The sequence below is a fragment of the Microtetraspora fusca genome, assembly GCF_001570365.1.
Lineage (GTDB): Bacteria > Actinomycetota > Actinomycetes > Streptosporangiales > Streptosporangiaceae > Microtetraspora > Microtetraspora fusca.
In genome coordinates, this window is sequence record NZ_BBYK01000059.1 from 47,081 (window position 1) to 64,079 (window position 16,999).

Annotated in this window: 13 protein-coding genes; 2 read left to right on the forward strand and 11 right to left on the reverse strand. The window is 73.7% G+C overall.

Annotation, left to right across the window (positions count from 1 at the left end; genetic code table 11):
• Window positions 1-52: 52 nt before the first annotated feature.
• The 11 genes from AWQ68_RS27435 to AWQ68_RS27485 form a co-directional block, all read right to left on the reverse strand.
• Window positions 53-1,279 (reverse strand): NAD(P)/FAD-dependent oxidoreductase, encoded by a 1,227-nt coding sequence (locus tag AWQ68_RS27435; protein ID WP_066945276.1) that lies wholly within the window; start codon window positions 1,277-1,279, stop codon window positions 53-55.
• Window positions 1,280-1,390: 111 nt separating this feature from the next.
• Window positions 1,391-2,662 (reverse strand): deoxyguanosinetriphosphate triphosphohydrolase, encoded by a 1,272-nt coding sequence (locus AWQ68_RS27440; protein WP_066945279.1) that lies wholly within the window; start codon window positions 2,660-2,662, stop codon window positions 1,391-1,393.
• Between the two features lie 81 nt (window positions 2,663-2,743).
• Entirely contained in the window at window positions 2,744-3,913 is a 1,170-nt protein-coding gene (gene hutI, locus AWQ68_RS27445; RefSeq protein WP_066945282.1) for an imidazolonepropionase, read from the reverse strand.
• A complete protein-coding gene (locus tag AWQ68_RS27450) occupies window positions 3,910-5,232 on the reverse strand; it encodes a formimidoylglutamate deiminase (RefSeq protein ID WP_066945285.1) in 1,323 nt (440 codons plus the stop codon). Before AWQ68_RS27450 ends, hutI begins: the two co-directional genes overlap by 4 nt.
• The gene (locus AWQ68_RS27455; protein WP_066945288.1) at window positions 5,229-6,458 is read right to left on the reverse strand and encodes an allantoate amidohydrolase; all 1,230 of its coding nucleotides are present in this window, start codon (window positions 6,456-6,458) and stop codon (window positions 5,229-5,231) included. Before AWQ68_RS27455 ends, AWQ68_RS27450 begins: the two co-directional genes overlap by 4 nt.
• Window positions 6,459-6,461: 3 nt before the next feature.
• On the reverse strand, window positions 6,462-8,117 hold the full coding sequence (hutU, locus tag AWQ68_RS27460; RefSeq protein WP_066945291.1) for a urocanate hydratase: 1,656 nt from the start codon (window positions 8,115-8,117) through the stop codon (window positions 6,462-6,464).
• A gap of 54 nt (window positions 8,118-8,171) precedes the next feature.
• Window positions 8,172-9,617 carry a UbiD family decarboxylase gene (locus tag AWQ68_RS27465; protein WP_066945294.1) on the reverse strand — a complete coding sequence of 482 codons (1,446 nt, stop codon included), beginning with the start codon at window positions 9,615-9,617 and terminating at the stop codon, window positions 8,172-8,174.
• A complete protein-coding gene (gene hutH / locus AWQ68_RS27470; RefSeq protein ID WP_066945297.1) occupies window positions 9,614-11,164 on the reverse strand; it encodes a histidine ammonia-lyase in 1,551 nt (516 codons plus the stop codon). The genes AWQ68_RS27465 and hutH overlap by 4 nt, the downstream gene beginning before the upstream one ends.
• A 40-nt stretch (window positions 11,165-11,204) precedes the next feature.
• The gene (locus AWQ68_RS27475) at window positions 11,205-11,870 is read right to left on the reverse strand and encodes a UbiX family flavin prenyltransferase (protein ID WP_066945300.1); all 666 of its coding nucleotides are present in this window, start codon (window positions 11,868-11,870) and stop codon (window positions 11,205-11,207) included.
• Window positions 11,867-13,375 carry an aldehyde dehydrogenase family protein gene (locus tag AWQ68_RS27480; RefSeq protein WP_066945303.1) on the reverse strand — a complete coding sequence of 503 codons (1,509 nt, stop codon included), beginning with the start codon at window positions 13,373-13,375 and terminating at the stop codon, window positions 11,867-11,869. The genes AWQ68_RS27475 and AWQ68_RS27480 overlap by 4 nt, the downstream gene beginning before the upstream one ends.
• A gap of 26 nt (window positions 13,376-13,401) precedes the next feature.
• Entirely contained in the window at window positions 13,402-14,736 is a 1,335-nt protein-coding gene (locus AWQ68_RS27485; RefSeq protein ID WP_066945305.1) for an NAD(P)/FAD-dependent oxidoreductase, read from the reverse strand.
• Window positions 14,737-15,045: 309 nt separating this feature from the next.
• Here AWQ68_RS27485 and AWQ68_RS27490 point away from each other — a divergent pair, with 309 nt between their 5' ends.
• Window positions 15,046-16,011, forward strand: coding sequence for an ABC transporter substrate-binding protein (locus tag AWQ68_RS27490; protein ID WP_066945308.1), 966 nt, complete (start codon window positions 15,046-15,048; stop codon window positions 16,009-16,011).
• A 16-nt stretch (window positions 16,012-16,027) separates the two neighbouring features.
• Window positions 16,028-16,960, forward strand: a complete 933-nt coding sequence (locus AWQ68_RS27495) for an amino acid ABC transporter permease (RefSeq protein WP_066945311.1) — start codon at window positions 16,028-16,030, stop codon at window positions 16,958-16,960.
• The last annotated feature ends 39 nt before the right edge of the window (window positions 16,961-16,999 follow it).

The window sequence follows — 16,999 nt, forward strand, 5'->3', positions numbered from 1 at the left end:
CGGGGTAGATCCGCGACCCGGACGGCGCCCGGCCGCGTGGAAGGCGGGCGGGTCAGCTCGGCAGGAGGTCGCCGAGCGGGACGCCGGGGTCGGCGAGCCGGGCCGGGTCCACGGCGGCGCCCCGCTGCCCGGCCCGTACGAGCGCCTGGATGTCGCCGGTCATGTCCCAGACGTTGACGTTCATCCCGGCGAGGACGCGGTCCTCCCGCAGCCAGAAGGCGATGAACTCCAGGCTCTCCGCGGACCCCCGGTAGACCACCCGGTCGTGGCCGGCGATGTCGCCGGAGAACTCCATCCCCAGCTCGAACTGGTCGGTGAAGAAGTACGGGACGCGGTCGTACACCACGTCCTGGCCGAGCATGGCCCGGGCGGCGGCCGGGCCGCCGTTCAGCGCGTTGGCCCAGTGCTCGACCCGTACGCGGCGGCCGAGCAGGGGGTTCATCGCCTCGGCGACGTCGCCGGCGGCGTAGATGTCGGGGTGCGAGGTGCGCAGGGAGGCGTCCACGACGATGCCGTCGGCCACCTCCAGCCCCGCACTGCGGGCCAGCTCGTGGTTCGGGGCGACGCCGATGCCGACGACCACGTCATCGGCGGGCAGCGAGCGGCCGTCCGAGGTGACCACCGTGCGGACGTGCCCGGTGCCCTCCAGGCGGGCGACGGAGACGCCGAGCAGCACGTCGACGCCGTGCCGCCGGTGCAGCGCGGCGAAGATCTCCCCGACCTCGGGGCCGAAGGTCCGGTAGAGCGGCGTCGGGCCGGGCTGGACGATCGTCACCGCGCATCCCGCCTGGCGGGCCGCCGCGGCGGTCTCCAGCCCGATCCAGCCGCCGCCGATGACGACGACGTTCCCCTGGTGGGCGAACGCGGCGCGCAGCGCCTGGCTGTCGGCGAGCGTGCGCAGGTAGTGGACGCCCTCCAGGTCCGCGCCCTCGACCGGGAGCGGGCGCGGCGTCGCCCCGGTGGTGAGCAGCAGCTTGTCGTACGGCTGGCGCCGCCCGTTGGCGAGGTGGACCTCGTGCGCCACGGGGTCGACGGCGGTGGCGGCCACGCCCAGCAGCAGCCGCACGTCGTGCTCGGCGTACCAGCCCGGCTCGTGGACGTAGACCTTCGCCACCTCGGTGGCCCCCTGCAGGTAGCCCTTGGAGAGCGGGGGCCGCTCGTAGGGGCGCTCCTGCTCGGCCCCGATCAGCACGATCTCGCCGGTGAAGCCCTCTTCGCGGAGCGTCTGGGCCGCCTTCGCCCCCGCCAGGCCCGCCCCCACTATCGCGTACGTCGACATCTGCACCTCTCACTCCCGGCTTTCGCGCAGTATCCGCCCGCGCTCCGCGCGAGTCGACCGGAACGCGCCGGACGGGTACCAGGTGCCCCGGAACGGCGTCCGGATTCCTCCTCAGGACAGGCGCCGGTGCCAGGCGACGGCGGAGGCGTCGGTCAGCGACGCGATCTGGTCGACCACGGCGCGCAGCCGTCCGGCGTCGTCGGCGGCGCGCTCGAAGGCGGGGCGCAGCGCCGGTTCGAGTGTGGCGGGCGCGCCCGCCCAGATCAGCGCGGCCAGCTCGGCGATCAGCTCCCGCTGCCGCGCCTGGGTCGCGTGGTGCGCCTCGCGGGACATCACGTAGTGCGCGGTGACGCCCTTGAGCAGGGCGCACTCCAGCCGCGTGGTCCGGGGGACGACGAGGTCGGCGGCGTGCCGCCCGGCGGGCGGCTCCGCGTACGCGTACGCCTCGCGGGTGGCGTCCTGGGCCGACCTGCAGAAGCGGCCGATGAGCGAGCTGGTGAGGCGCTTGAGCGCGGCGAGGTCGTCGATGCCGCCGACGAACGGCCCGGCGAAGCCGGCGGGCCAGATCGGGTCGGCGACCAGCCGGGCGAACGTCTCGGCCAGCTCGGCGACGTCGGCGTCCGGGGCGTACCACTGCCGGGTCAGGCGGCAGACCTCCAGCCGCTCCTCGGGGTCGCGCAGCGCCTCGGGGGTGACGTGGCCGCAGTGCAGCGCGTCCTCCAGGTCGTGGACGGAGTAGGCGACGTCGTCGGCCCAGTCCATGATCTGCGCCTCGAAGCTGACCCGGTAGTCGGGGCTGCCCTCCCTCACCCAGGCGAAGACCTCCGCCTCCTCGGGATAGACGCAGTACGGCCCGTCGTCGCGGGCGTGGGGGACGCCGGGGACGCGGAGCGAGCCGCTCGTCCAGGGGTACTTGCAGACGGCGTCGAGCGTGGCCCTGGTGAGGTTGAGGCCGGCGCTGCGGCCGTCCTCGGTGAGGACCTTGGCCTCCAGCCGGGTGAGCAGCCGCAGGTTCTGCGCGTTGCCCTGGAATCCGCCGCAGGGGGCGGCCACCTCGTTCAGCGCGGCCTCGCCGTTGTGGCCGAACGGCGGGTGCCCGAGATCGTGGGCGAGGCAGGCGGTCTCGACGAGGTCGGGGTCGCGGCCGAGGAGCTTGCCCATCTCCCTGCCGATCTGGGCGCATTCGAGAGAGTGGGTGAGCCGGGTGCGATTGCTGTGCAGGCTGTGATCGGACGGCGTCACCACCTGGGTCTTGGCGGCGAGCCTGCGGAGGGAGGCGCTGTGCATGACCCTGGCCCGGTCGCGCTCGAAAGCGCCACGTTCGGGGTTGCCCGCGGGTTCGGGCACCCATCGTGCCTGGTCGTGCTCGTCGTAGCGGATCATCTGTCCTCCTTCCCCGACGTATCGGGGAAGGAGGACAGTACCCCTTTGGGCCTCATTTCACGACAAACACCCCCGAAACTCTCAATGACTGTCGGTCCAATCGAGAGCCCGCGCGATCGGAACCCCGGGCCGATAGGCGAGATGCACGTGGCTGGGGGCGTCGAGGACGGTGAGATCGGCCCGCCGGCCGGGGGCGAGGACGCCGACGTCCTCGCGGCGCAGCGCCTGCGCGCCGCCCGCGGTCGCCGACCACAGCGCCTCGGCCGGGGTCATCCGCATCTCGCGTACCGCGAGGGCGACGACCAGCGGCATCGACGAGGTGAAGCACGATCCGGGATTGCAGTCGGTCGCGAGCGCGACCGTCACCCCGGCGTCGAGCAGCCGCCGCGCGTCGGGGTAGGGCGAGCGCGTCGAGAACTCCACGCCGGGCAGCAGCGTCGCCACCGTGCCGCCCCCGGCCAGGGCGTCCACGTCGGCTCGGGTGAGGTGCGTGCAGTGGTCGACGCTCGCCGCGCCCAGCTCGACGGCGAGCGCCACGCCCGGCCCGGCGGAGAGCTGGTTTCCGTGGACGCGCAGCCCGAGCCCCGCCGCCCGCCCGGCCGTCAGCACCTCGCGGGCCTCGTCGCCGTCGAAGGCGTGCCCGCCGGACGGCTCGCAGAAGACGTCGATCCACCGGGCGTGCGGGGCGCAGGCGGCGAGCATCTCCCCCGTCACGAGCCGCACGTACGCGTCGCGACCGGTCCCGGGGGGCACCACGTGCGCGCCGAGGAAGGTCGTCTCCTCCGTGACCTCGCGGGCCAACCGCAGCGCGCGCTCCTCGTCGGCGACGGTCAGGCCGTAACCGCTCTTGATCTCGACGGTGGTGGTCCCCTGGGCGCGCATCTCGGCGATCCGGGCGCGCAGAAGGGCGCGCAGGTCCACCTCGCCCGCCGCGCGCGTGGCGGCGACCGTGGTGACGATCCCGCCCCCGTCGTACGGCACGCCCTCCATTCGGGCGGCGAACTCGGCCGCGCGGTCCCCGGCGAAGACGAGGTGGGCGTGGGAGTCGACGAAGCCGGGGATCACCGCCCGGCCCCCGAGGTCCCTCCGAAGGTCGGCCTCCGGCGCCCGGGCGGCGGGGCCGATCCAGGCGACCCGGCCTCCCTCCACGACCACCGCGGCGTCGTGGAGCACGCCGAGGGGCGAGCCGTCCCCGGCGGACGGGTCGTTGGTGACGAGCTCGGCGATTCCTGTCAGCAGCGTCGTGGTCACATGTCCTCCCACAGCGGGTCGATCGCCGCGGACAGCAGGGCGGCCACGTCGCCGAGGACGTGCCGCCCGCGGGTCACGACCGTGCGGCCGTCCACGACGACGGTGTCGACGTCGGCGGCGGTGGCGGCCAGGAGCACCTGCTCCGGCGCGACGCCCGCCGTGCGCGGGGTGTCGAGGCGGACCGCGACGAGGTCGGCGCGGGCCCCCGGCTCCAGCCGCCCGGCGTCCGGCCAGCCGAGGCCGTCGTGCGCGGTGGCCGCGGTCAGCAGTTCCTCCGGCCGGAAGCGCCCCCGCCGCAGTCCGCGCAGCCGCTCGTGCATCTCCAGGGCGCGTGCCTCTTCGAGCAGGTCGATGACCGCGTGCTGGTCCGAGCCCAGGGAGAGCGGCGCTCCGGCGTCCCGCAGGGCGCGGGCGGGGCCGATCCCGTCGGCGAGGTCCCGCTCGGTCGTGGGGCAGAAGCACGCCGTCGTACGGGTGCGGCCGAGTGCGGCGACGTCCTGTCCGGTGAGGTGCGTGGCGTGCACGGCGCTGGTCATCGGTCCGAGCACGCCCTCCTCCTCCAGCAGGCGGGCAGGGGTGACGCCGTAGAAGGCCGCGCACGCCTCGTTCTCCGCCGGCTGCTCCGACAGGTGGACGTGCAGCGGCCGGCCCGCCGCCGCGGCCGCCACCGTCGCGAGCGCCGCGCGCGACACCGCGCGGACGGAGTGCGCGGCCACCCCGACGCGCATGCCGTCCGAGGGGCGAAGCGCCGCGACCCGCGCGGCCCAGCGCTCCGCGTCGCCGTCGCCGTACCGGAGCTGGGCGCCGTCGAGCGGCGCGTGACCCGCGCCGGTGAGGCCGCCCGCGAGATAGCAGGTGTCCAGGAGCGTCAGCCGGACGCCCGCGTCATCGGCCGCCTGCCGCAGCGCCTCGGCCATCGCGTTCGGGTCGTCGTACGGCGTGCCGTCCGGCCCGTGGTGCAGGTAGTGGAACTCCCCCACGCAGGTCACCCCGGCGAGCGCCATCTCGGCGTACGTGGCCCTGGCGAGGGCGAGGTAGCGGTCGGGGTCGAGCCGCCGGGCGACGGCGTACATCCGCTCCCGCCACGTCCAGAAGGTGCCGCCGCCGTCGTGGGTACGTCCACGCAGGGCGCGGTGGAACGCGTGGCTGTGGGCGTTGGCGAGGCCGGGCAGCACGACGCCGGGCAGCCGGACGGCGGATCCCGGCTCCGTGCCCGGCGTGACGGAGGTGAGGCGGCCGTGCTCGGCGGTGAAGGTCACGTCCCTGGCCGGGCCGCCGGGCAGCCAGGCGTGCGCGGCGTGCCACCGCGCCGGGCTCATCGGTCTTCTCCCCGGGGTCGCGGAACCACGCCGTCGGGCCCGGCGAGGTCCGCGACCGTCAGGGCGAGCGCGTCCACGCCGGCGAGGCAGTCGGCCCGCTCGGCGTGCTCCGCCGGGGAGTGCGAGACGCCGGTCGGGTTGCGCACGAACAGCATCGCCGCGGGGATACCCGCGGCGGCCAGGATCCCCGCGTCGTGGCCCGCTCCGGTGCCGAGCACGGGCGCGTCGCCGAGGAGGGCCGCGAGGCGGTCGCGCAGCGGCGCGGAAAAGGCCGTCTCGGCGGTGAAGGACTCCTCGACCGCGAGCGTCCCGCCCCGGGCCGCGACCTCCTCGGCCACGGCCCGCACGTCCGGCTCGTCCGGCCCGCGCGCGTCCAACCAGGCGCGCACGGCCGACGGGATCGCGTTGACGCCGTTCGGCTCGACCAGCACCTTGCCGACGGTGGCCACGCAACCGCGGGCCGAGGCGGCCTCCCTGGCGGCGGTGATGACGGCCGCGAGCGCGAGCATCGGGTCGCGCCGGTCCTCCAGCCGTGTGGTGCCCGCGTGGTTGGCCTCGCCCAGCAGATCCAGACGCCAGCGGCCGTGCGGCCAGATGGACGAGCCGACGGCGACCGGCCGGTCGAGGTCGGCGAGGGCGCGTCCCTGCTCGACGTGCAGCTCCACGAACACGCCGATCCGCCGCAGCGCCTCAGGGTCCGGGCCGAGGTGTGCCGGATCGCGCCCGGCCCGCGCCACGGCCTCGGCCAGGGTCGTCCCGTCGGCGTCACGCAGCCCGCGGGCGCGCTCCCCGTCCAGCGCGCCCGTGATGATCCGCGAACCGCCGCAGGCCACCCCGAACCTGGCGCCCTCCTCGTCCGCGAAGTTCACCACGCCGACCGGCCGGGACGGGATGAATCCCCGGGCGCGCAACGCGTCGAGCGCGGCGAAGGCCGAGACCACGCCCAGCGGTCCGTCGTACGCGCCGCCGTCCGGCACCGAGTCGAGGTGCGAGCCCATGACCACGCCGGGCCGTCCCGCCGAGGCGGCGGCGTCGGGGTCGCCCCACCAGGCCCACTGGTTGCCGGCGCGGTCGAGGGTGAGGGAGAGGCCGCGCACCGCCGCCTCTCCGGCGAACCACTCGCGGAGCGTCGCGTCCTCCCGGGTCCAGGCGAAGCGCCGGTAGCCGCCGGAGCGGAGGTCCCGCCCGACCGGCTCGATCGCCGCCCACAGCGCGTCGAAGGTCACGGATCAGCTCTCCCGCATCGGGATCCGCACACCGCGCTCGGCGGCGACCCGGTCGGCGAGGTCGTAGCCCGCGTCCACATGCCGGACGACGCCCATGCCGGGGTCGTTGGTCAGCACGCGCTCGATCTTGGCGCGGGCCAGGTCGGTGCCGTCGGCGACGGTGACCTGACCGGCGTGGATCGAGCGGCCGATGCCGACGCCGCCGCCGTGGTGGATCGACACCCAGCTCGCGCCGGACGCGGTGTTGACCAGGGCGTTGAGCAGCGGCCAGTCGGCGATCGCGTCGGAGCCGTCCGCCATCGCCTCGGTCTCCCGGTACGGCGAGGCCACGCTGCCGCAGTCGAGGTGGTCGCGGCCGATCACGACGGGGGCCGACAGCTCGCCGGAGGCGACCATGTCGTTGAACCGCTCGCCCGCCCGGTCGCGCTCGCCGTACCCGAGCCAGCAGATGCGGGCCGGCAGTCCCTGGAAGGCGACCCGCTCCCCGGCCGCGTCGATCCACCGATGAAGGTGCTCGTTCTCGGGGAAGAGCTCCTTCACCGCCCGGTCGGTGGCGTGGATGTCGCGGGGATCTCCGGAGAGCGCGGCCCACCGGAACGGCCCCTTGCCCTCGCAGAACAGCGGCCGGATGTACGCGGGCACGAACCCCGGGAAGTCGAAGGCGCGGGCGTACCCGCCGAGGCGGGCCTCGTCGCGAATGGAGTTGCCGTAGTCGAAGACCTCGGCGCCCGCGTCCATGAATCCGACCATCGCCTCGACGTGCCGGGCCATGGAGGCGCGCGCCCGCTCGGTGAACTCCTCCGGAGCGGCCGCCGCGCGCTCGCGCCACTCCGCCACGTCCACCCCCTCCGGCAGGTACGAGAGGGGGTCGTGCGCGCTCGTCTGGTCGGTGACCACGTCCACCTCGACGCCGCGGCGGAGCAGCTCGGGCAGCACGGTCGCGCAGTTGCCGGCGAGGCCGACCGACAGCGCGCGCCGCTCCTTGCGCGCCACGAGGCAGCGGGCGACCGCGTCGTCGAGGGAGTCGGCGACCTCGTCGAGATAGCGGTGCTCGACCCGGCGGCGCAGCCGTCCGGCGTCCACGTCCACGACGAGGCAGACGCCTCCGTTGAGGGTCACCGCCAGGGGCTGGGCGCCGCCCATCCCGCCGCACCCGCCGGTGACGGTGAGCGTGCCCGCCAGGGTGCCGCCGAACCTCTTGGCGGCGACCGCGGCGAAGGTCTCGTACGTCCCCTGGAGGATGCCCTGGGTGCCGATGTAGATCCACGAGCCGGCGGTCATCTGGCCGTACATGGTCAGGCCGAGGTGCTCCAGCCTCCGGAACTCCGGCCAGGTGGCCCAGTCGCCGACGAGGTTGGAATTCGCGATCAGGACGCGGGGCGCCCACTCGTGCGTGCGCATCACGGCGACCGGCTTGCCGGACTGCACGAGCATCGTCTCGTCGTCCTTGAGCGTGGTCAGCGTGCGGACCATCGCGTCGTACGCGCGCCAGTCGCGGGCGGCGCGGCCGGTGCCGCCGTAGACGACCAGGTCGTCGGGGCGCTCGGCCACCTCGGGGTCGAGGTTGTTCATCAGCATCCGCAGCGGGGCCTCGGTCTGCCAGGACCCCGCGGTGAGCGTGGTGCCGCGCGGAGCGCGGACGGGACGGGCGCCTTCCATCGGCGGTGTTCCTTTCCTTGCTGGAGAGAGCCGCGGAGGCCGCGGCTCCCGCTGTCACTCCGCGGCGGCCGTCGTCACCCGGGCGAAGGAGCGGATCCGGGCCATCGTCGCCGGGTCCACGTACTCGGTCAGGTCGACGGCGTCGAAGCCGGGCGGCGGCAGGTCGGCGCGCTCGGGGAAGGCCGTGCGCACCGGCCGGGTGGCGTCGAAGCCGAGCTTCGCGGTGACGACGTCGGGCCGGTCGACGGAGCCGAGCCGGGTGGCGCTGGGGTCCATCTTGATCCCCTTCGCGTGATCGAGCCGGATGAGGTCCCGGTCGGCCTGGAAGCGCACGTTGAGCGCCCACAGGACCTCGCGGTCGTCGAAGACGTCCACGTCGGGATCGACGACGATCACGTGCTTGAGGAAGTGGTCGCGGGCGAAGGCCGCGAGGATCGCCTGCCGTCCGTCGGCCTCGTGCCGCTTCTCCAGCGCGATGTACGCGCTGAGCGACCCGCCGTGGAAGGGGATGCGTACGGCGCGCACGGTCGGGACCGAGGCCCGGACCGCCTCAAGCAGCCGAGCCTCCCTGCCGGGGAACAGCCACAGGCAGCGGTGCTCGGCGTGGGTGGGGTGCAGGTCGTTGAAGATCGCGTCCGCGCGCCGGGTGACCGCCGTGATCGTGCAGCGGGGCGCCCGGGCCGCGCCGTAGTAGTAGGTGAACTCGCCGAAGGGGCCCTCCCCCACGAGATCGCGGGTGTGGATGACGCCCTCCAGGACGATCTCCGCGTACGCGGGCACCTCCAGGTCCACGCCGACGCCGGGGACGACGTCGAGCGGGCGGCCGAGCAGCGCGCCGGTCACCTCGTGGGAGTCCACGTCGGTGCCGTGCTTGAGCTGCGACGTGATGGCGTAGGCCGGGTGGTGGCCGATGACGATCGCGATGGGCAGGTCCCGGCCCGCCTCGGCCGCGGCGTGGATCGCCCGGCCCAGGTCGTGGTCGGGCGCGGCGTTGACGGTGATGTGGTTCCGGTCGAGCACCATCATCCGGTACATGCCGGTGTTGAGCTTCCCCGTCGCCGGGTCGCGGACGAGGGTGACGCCGGAGGTGATGTAGCGGCCCGCGTCGTCCCGCGAGTGGACGCCGAAGGGCAGCGCGGACAGGTCCACCTCCTCCCCCCGCTCCACCACCTCGTGGACCGGCGCCCGCTCGGCGTGCCGTACGGGGAGCGGGTGGCGCATGCGGTCGAGGACGTGGGCGACGGCCGCGTCGACGTCCACGCCGAGGGCGAGCGCGATGCGCCGCCGCGTGCCGTACAGGCCGGCGACCACCGGCATCCCGGCGCCCTTGACGCGCTCGAAGCGGACGGCGGGGGCGCCGTGCGGCTCCAGTGCCTTGACCACGGCGGACAACTCGTACGCCGGATCGACCTCGCCGGCGACGGTGACCAGCGCGTCGGGGTCGGCCGCGACCAGGTCGCACAGGAAGCTCCGCAGGTCCGCCGGAGCGGCGGAGCTCACCGGCCGTCCTCCGTCCCGGCCTCGTCGGCGTACCGGACGTCGCCGTGCGTGAGGAAGGCCCCGCCGAGGACCAGGCTCTGCACCGCCTCCATCTCGGGGGCCAGCACCCGGTCGGCGTCGAGATAGGGCGCCTCGGCGCGGACGAGGTCGTAGACCGGCCGGGTCCCGGGCGCGGTCCGGCCCTCGGCGCGCAGGTCCACCCCCTGGGCCGCGCACAGCAACTCGACGGCGACCACGTACGCCGCGTTGACCGCCATCCGGTGGACCCGGCGGGAGGCGTGCGTCGCCATGCTGACGTGGTCCTCCTGCCCGGCGGAGGTCGGGATGCTGTCCACGCTGTTCGGCGCGGCCAGCGCCCGGTTCTCGGCGACGAGCGCCGCGGAGGTCACCTGGGCGAGCTGGTACCCGCAGTTGAGCCCCGCGTCCTTGACGAGGAACGGCGGCAGCCCGCTCATGCCCGTGTCGTTGAGCATCGCCGTACGGCGTTCCGAGAGGGAGCCGATCTCACAGAGCGCGAGCGCGATGATGTCGGCGGCGTAGGCGACCGGCTGGCCGTGGAAGTTGCCGCCAGAAAGGATCTCGGCCTCGTCCGGGAAGATCAACGGGTTGTCCGAGACCGAGTTGGCCTCGCGGAGCAGGATGTCCGCGGCGAACTGCATGAGGTCGAACGCGGCGCCCATCACCTGCGGCTGGCAGCGCATGCAGTACGGGTCCTGCAGCCGGCGGCCGGGGAACTCCTCGGCGAGGATGGGGCTGTCCTCGACCAGCCGGCGGAGCGCGGCGGCCACCCGGATCTGGCCGTGCTGCCGGCGGATCCGCTGGATGCGCGGGTCGAGCGCGGCGGGACGGCCGGCGACGGCCTCCAGGCTGAGCGCCCCGGCGGCGACGGCCGCGTTGAACACGGCCTCGGCGGCGAAGAGGGCGCGCAGCGCGAGGGCGGTGGACGCCTGGGTCCCGTTGATGAGGGCGACGCCCTCCTTGGGGCCGAGCACGAGGGGGCTCACCCCGGCGATCTCCAGCCCGCTGAGGGCGTCCGTCTCCTCGCCGCGCACCCGGACCCGGCCCTGGCCGGTCAGTACGGCGGCCATGTGCGACAGCGGGGCGAGGTCGCCGGAGGCGCCCACCGAGCCCTGGGACGGCACGACGGGCAGCACGTCGGCGTTGATCAGGGCCTGGAGCGCCAGCACCACGTCCCTCCGCACGCCGGAGTGGCCCTGGACGAGGCAGGCGAGCTTCACCAGCAGCATCGCCCGCACGACGTCGTCGGGCAGCGGCTCGCCGACGCCGGTCATGTGCGACACGATCAGCCGCCGCTGGAGCTCCAGGAGGTCGTCCGGCGAGATCCTGCGGTCGGCCAGCTTGCCGAAGCCGGTGTTCACGCCGTAGATGGTGTCGCCGCGGGCGATGGCGGCGTCGATCACCTCGCGGCCGCGGTCCACCCGCGCCAGGACCTCGTCCGCCAGCCGGACCTGAACGGGCCCCTCGAACGGCCGGCGGAGCATGTCGAGGTCGACGCCCCGCGCCGAGATGTGCAAGGTCGTGCTCATGGTGGGTCCTTTCGTCAGTACGGCTGGTCAGTACGGCTCATCAGTACGGCGTGGCCGGGATCGGCACGGCGGCGTCGGTGCGGGCCCCGGAGCCGGGGTCGTCCGCCCGGGGAGCCCGGGGAGACGGAGCGCCCTCCCAGCGGTGGACCAGCCCGGAGTCGATGCCGAAGAGGTCGAGGACGCGGCCGACGGTCTCGTCGACGATGTCGTCCAGCGTGGACGGCATCGTGTAGAAGCTCGGAGTCGGCAGCGCGATGATGCCGCCCATCTCGGTGACCGTCGCCATGTTGCGGATGTGGGTGAGCGTCAGCGGGGTCTCCCGCAGCAGGAGGACCAGGCGGCGGCGCTCCTTGAGCGCCACGTCGGCGGCGCGGGTCAGCAGCGTGGTGGTGACGCCGGTGGCGATCTCGGCGAGCGTGCGCACCGAGCACGGCGCGATGAGCATCCCCATGTTCTGGAAGGACCCGCTGGACACCGGCGCGGCCACGTTGTTGATCGCGTGCGCGTGGTCGGCCAGCCCGCGGACCTCGCGCACGGTCATCGGGGTCTCCATGGCGATGGTCAGCGCCGCCGCCTTGGACACCACCAGGTGGGTCTCCACGTTCTGCCGGGCCAGCACCTGGAGCGCGCGGATGCCGTAGATCGCCCCGCTCGCCCCGGACATCCCGACGACCAGCCTGCGGGGCGGCCCCTCCTGCGCGCTCATCGGCCTCCCTCCCCGGTGGAGGCGGACGGGCGGGGGACGCGCACGTTGACGGCCTTGGTCTCGTAGTAGCTCAGCAGCTCGTCGAAGCACTCCTCACGGCCGACCCCGCTGTTCTTCACCCCGCCGAAGGGCGCGCCCAGGAAGTGGCGGTTGGCGTCGTTGACCCAGACGTAGCCCGCCTCGACGTCGTGCGCCGCGCGCAGGGCGAGGTCGATGTCGCGGCACCACACCGCCGCGCTCAGCCCCAGATCGACGTCGTTGGCGAGCCGGACCATCTCGTCGTAGTCGGACCACTCCATCGCGGCGACCACCGGGCCGAAGATCTCCTCGGTGGCGATGCGCATCCGCGGGGTCACCTCGGCGAAGAGGGTCGGCTCCAGGTAGTAGCCCCCCTCCGGCACGCCGAACGGCACGCCGCCGCCCGTGACCAGGGCGGCCCCCTCCTCGTGCCCGGAAGCCACGTACGCGCGGACCCGCGCCAGGTGCTCCCGCGAGACGAGCGGGCCCATGTCCACGGACTCGTCGTACGCGACCCCGACCCGGATCCGCCGCAGCCGCTCCGCGAGCCTGGCCACGAACGCGTCGTGGATCGACGCGTGCAGCAGCAGCCGGGACGTGGACTGGCAGGACTGCCCCTGGCTGATCGTGAAGCTCATCCCGGCCACGGCGGCGTCCACGGCCGCGTCGAGATCGACGTCGGGGAAGACGACCATCGCGTTCTTGCCGCCGAGCTCCGTGGTGAGGTGCTTGATCCGGCCGCGCGCGCCGAGCCGGGACTGGATGGCCAGCGCGGACGGCAGGCTGCCGGTGAAGGCGATCCGCTTGACCGCCGGGTGCGTCACCAGCGCGTCACCCGCCTCGGCCCCGCCCGCCACGATGTTGACCACGCCCGGCGGGAGGACCCCCTCCAGGATCCGGCCGAGCGCCAGCGTGGCGAGCGGGGTCTGCGGCGCCGCCTTGATGACCACGGTGTTCCCGGCCAGCAGCGGGAAGATCATGCCCCCGAGCGCGAACAGCGTCGGATGGTTGAAGGCGATGATCTTCCCGACCACTCCGTAGGGCATGCGCAGCGTGTACGACAGCGCGTCGCCGGCCGGCGTGGTGGCCCGGCCGGCCAGCGCGAAGGCGTACGACGGCCACCGTTTGAGGTAGCGCAGCGCGAGCGCGACGTCCCTGCGGGTGGAGGGCAGCGGGTTCCCGCTGTCGGCGGAGTCGAGGAGCGCGAGCGCCTCCCCGTGCTCGCGCAGCCGGGCCGCCACGCCTTCGAGCGCGTCGGCGCGCGCCTCCAGGCCGGCCGCCGACCAGGCGGGCTGGGCCAGGCGCGCCGCCTCGACGGCGGCGTCCACCTCGGCCGCGGACGCCACGGGCGCCTCGGCGAGGACCTCCCCCGTCGAGGGGTCGTACGAGGGCGCGGCGTCGGCCGAGGCGGCCCATTCCCCCGCCACGAACGATCTGGGCCGCGCGTCGGGCCAGAAGCGGGTGAGCGCCTCTGCGGCACCGGACATACCGGGCTCCTTCCTGGGGGTCGTGGTCAGCCGTTGACCGTGGTCACGAGGCCGCGGTCGGGGCTGCGCAGGCGTGAGTAGGCGGACAGGTGGATCTCGCGGCCGGTGTGCGTCCCGGTGACGGTCAGCGGCTCCGCGTCCACGTCGCGGCCGGACTCGACCGCGTCGATGAGTGTCGACATCAGCGCGCCCACGAGCGGCGCGGTCTTGAACTGGTTTCCGCTGGTGCCTATGGCGACGTAGAACCCGTCCAGGTCCGTACGGTCGTAGATCGGCGCCCAGTCGTCGGTGATGTCGTACAGGCCGGCCACCCCCGAGGGGCGGGAGGGGATCCGCAGCGTGGGCAGGCGCTGGGCGAGCCGCAGCACGTGCCGGTCCCAGACCTCCAGGCTGACGGCCGGGTCGTGGGCGTCGGGGTCGGCCACCTCGACGGTCGGGTCACACGGGGCGCCGTTGCCCCCGACGAGGATCGCGTTGCCCAGCTCGGGCCGGAAGTTGATGCCGAGGTCGCCGTCGACGACGTGCAGCCCCTGGGTCAGGTAGTCGATCTCGGGCGGCGCGGTGACCTGGTGGAGCTCCTGCCGGATCGCCCGGGTGCGCACCCGCATGCCCTCCTCGACCCCGGCCATCCGGTTGAGCAGGGAGGAGTGGGGGCCGGCCGCGTTGACGACCACCGGGCAGTCGACGCGCGTGCCGTCCGCCAGGGTCACCCCGGCCACGCGGCCACCCGCGCGGCGGATCTCGACGACCCTGGCCCGCAGGGCGCAGTCGGCGCCTTCGAGGCGCGCCGCGGCCATGAGGTTCTGCGCGGCCAGCGCCGGGTCGCCGACGAATCCGGACGACGGCGTGTACAGCGCCCCGGTGATGACGTCCTCCGGCTCGCGCCCGAAATCCTCGTCGTCCGGCAGGCACGGCGGCCCGAAGGCGCGCAGGTCGAAGTAGGGCAGGTGCTCGGCGAGCCGCTCGGCGCTCCACCGCTCGTGTGGCTCGCCGAGACCGGCCAGCGTCTCCTCCGCCCGCGCGCCGTACCCGGAGCCGTCGTCGAAGATGACCGAGCCGCACCGCTGGAACTCGGCGAGCCGCTCTCCCGGCGGCAGCCGCACGAAGTCGGCCCAGCCCTCCCAGTACGGCAGTGCCTCGGCGGCGAGGACGACCGCGTCCCGCGACGTGGCGTGGACCCGCAGGATCCCGGCCGACGCGCTGGTGGATCCATGGCCGGGCATGCCCTCGCGATCGACGTTGAGCGTCCGCCAGCCGGCGCGCGTGAGCGCGAGTGCGACGGACGCGCCGATCACGCCGGCGCCGACGATCACCGCGTCGTACGTCCGCCGCGGCGAGGTCGCGTCGTTTGCCAGGACCATGCGGGCTCCTCGTGAGCGTGCCGTCCCCTCCGAATGAGGAAACGACGGCAATCTTCCATCAGGCAGCAGAGTATGCCACCAGACGGTAGACACTCCGCAAGAGACGAGCGCCCGGAGAATCAGGACATAGGAGCGATGAGGCGAGGTAGGGGCGTCGCATCAGGGCATAGCTGCTGAACATCACGGCAACCGCTGCACAGTTGTTAGTTCCGCTCTGGGGTAGACACTCCCTCGCCGTGATGGCAATATCACGCCCCAAGTGGTGCGTCGCGCCACCTCGTGCCTGCACCCCTCACCACGAGGAGAACCATGACCGTGCGACTCCAACCCCTTCGGCCCCGTACCGCCGCGCTCCTGGCGGCGAGCCTGGTCTCCGCGGTCGCGCTGGCCGGCTGCGGCTCGGGCGGCGACCCGGCCGCCGACGACGTCACGTCCCCCGCCGCCGGCGGTCCGGCCGCGAGCGCCGCCGGGACCGAGATCCCGGCCCAGGAACAGGACCCGGCCGTCGCCGCGCTGGTCCCCAAGGAGTTCCGGGACAAGGGCACCGTGACGATCGCCAGCGACGCGAGCTACCCCCCGATGGAGTTCATGGCCTCCGACGGCCAGACGGTCGTCGGCCTCGACCCCGACCTGGGCAAGGCCCTCGGCGAGGTGATGGGCCTCAAGATCACGATCGTCAACTCGCAGTTCGATGCCATCATCCCCGGCCTGAGCGCGGGCAAGTTCGACATCGGCATGTCCGGCTTCAACGACACCGAGGAGCGGCGCAAGATCCTCGACTTCGTCGACTACTACAAGGGCGGGTCGTCGTTCTTCGCCAAGTCGGGCGGCGTCGTGGTCAAGACACTGGACGACCTGTGCGGTCACCGCGTCGCCGTCCAGAAGGGCACCGTCCAGCAGGACGATGTGACCGCTCAGGACGCGAAGTGCAAGAGCGCCGGCCAGAAGAGCGTCGACCTGCAGGTCTATCCCGACCAGGCGGCGGCGAACCTGGCCCTGGTCAGCGGCCGGGCCGACGTCAGCATCGCCGACACCCCCATCGCGGCCTACCAGGTCGCCCAGTCGGGCGGCCAGTTCGCGCTGACCGGCGACGAGTACGGCGTGGTCATGCACGGCATCGCGGCGCCCAAGGGCAGCGGCCTGGTCAAGCCGCTCACCGCCGCGCTCGACACGCTCATGAAGAACGGCGCCTACCAGAAGATCCTCGACAAGTGGGGCATCGGACACACCAAGCTCGACGCGCCTCTGGTCAACGGCGCCGAGCCGCAGCAGTGAACAGCGGGGCCATTCCATGCAGGTACAGCACATGACCCAGGCCGCCGAGTCCGTGGAGTCGATGCCGACCGTACGCCGCCGGCAGCCGGGCCGCTGGGTCGCCGCCGCGGTCGTCTGCGTGCTGCTGGCGATGCTGGTCAACACGTTCGTCACGAACGAGCGGTTCCAGTGGGACGTCGTCTTCGACTGGTTCACCTCGGACCGGATCCTCGCCGGGCTCGGGCGCACCATCCAGCTCACCGTGATCTCGATGCTGATCGGCATCGTGCTGGGGCTGGTTCTGGCCGTCATGCGGCTGTCCGACAACCCGCTGCTCTCCGGGGTCGCCTGGGCCTACATCTGGCTGTTCCGCGGGACGCCGGTCTTCGTGCAGCTCCTGTTCTGGGGGTTCATCTCCGCCCTGTACCCGCGGCTGTCCCTCGGCGTGCCGTTCGGCCCGGAGTTCACCAGCTTCTCGGCCAACGAGCTGATCAGCCCGTTCGTGGCCGCGATCCTCGGCCTCGGGCTGAACGAGGCCGCGTACATGGCGGAGATCGCCCGCGCGGGCATCCTCTCGGTCGACCGCGGCCAGGCCGAGGCGGCGCAGGCGCTCGGCATGACCCGGGGCCTGGCCCTGAGGCGGATCGTGCTGCCGCAGGCCATGCGGGTCATCGTCCCGCCCACCGGCAACCAGGCCATCGGCATGCTCAAGACCACGTCGCTGGTGGCGGTCCTGGCCTACCCCGAGCTGCTCTACTCCGCGCAGCTCATCTACTCCGCCAACTACCAGACCATTCCCCTGCTGATCACGGCATCGCTGTGGTACCTGCTGATCACCTCGGTGCTCAGCGTCGGCCAGTTCTTCGTGGAACGGCACTTCGCCCGGGGATCCGTCATCTCGGCGGGCGCCACCGACCGCCGGGGAAGCCTGCGCCGGCTGGCCGCCCGGCTGCCCGGACGCCGCCCCTGATCGCCGGACCGCCGGCGCCGCCCTCCCCCTGGAGCACAG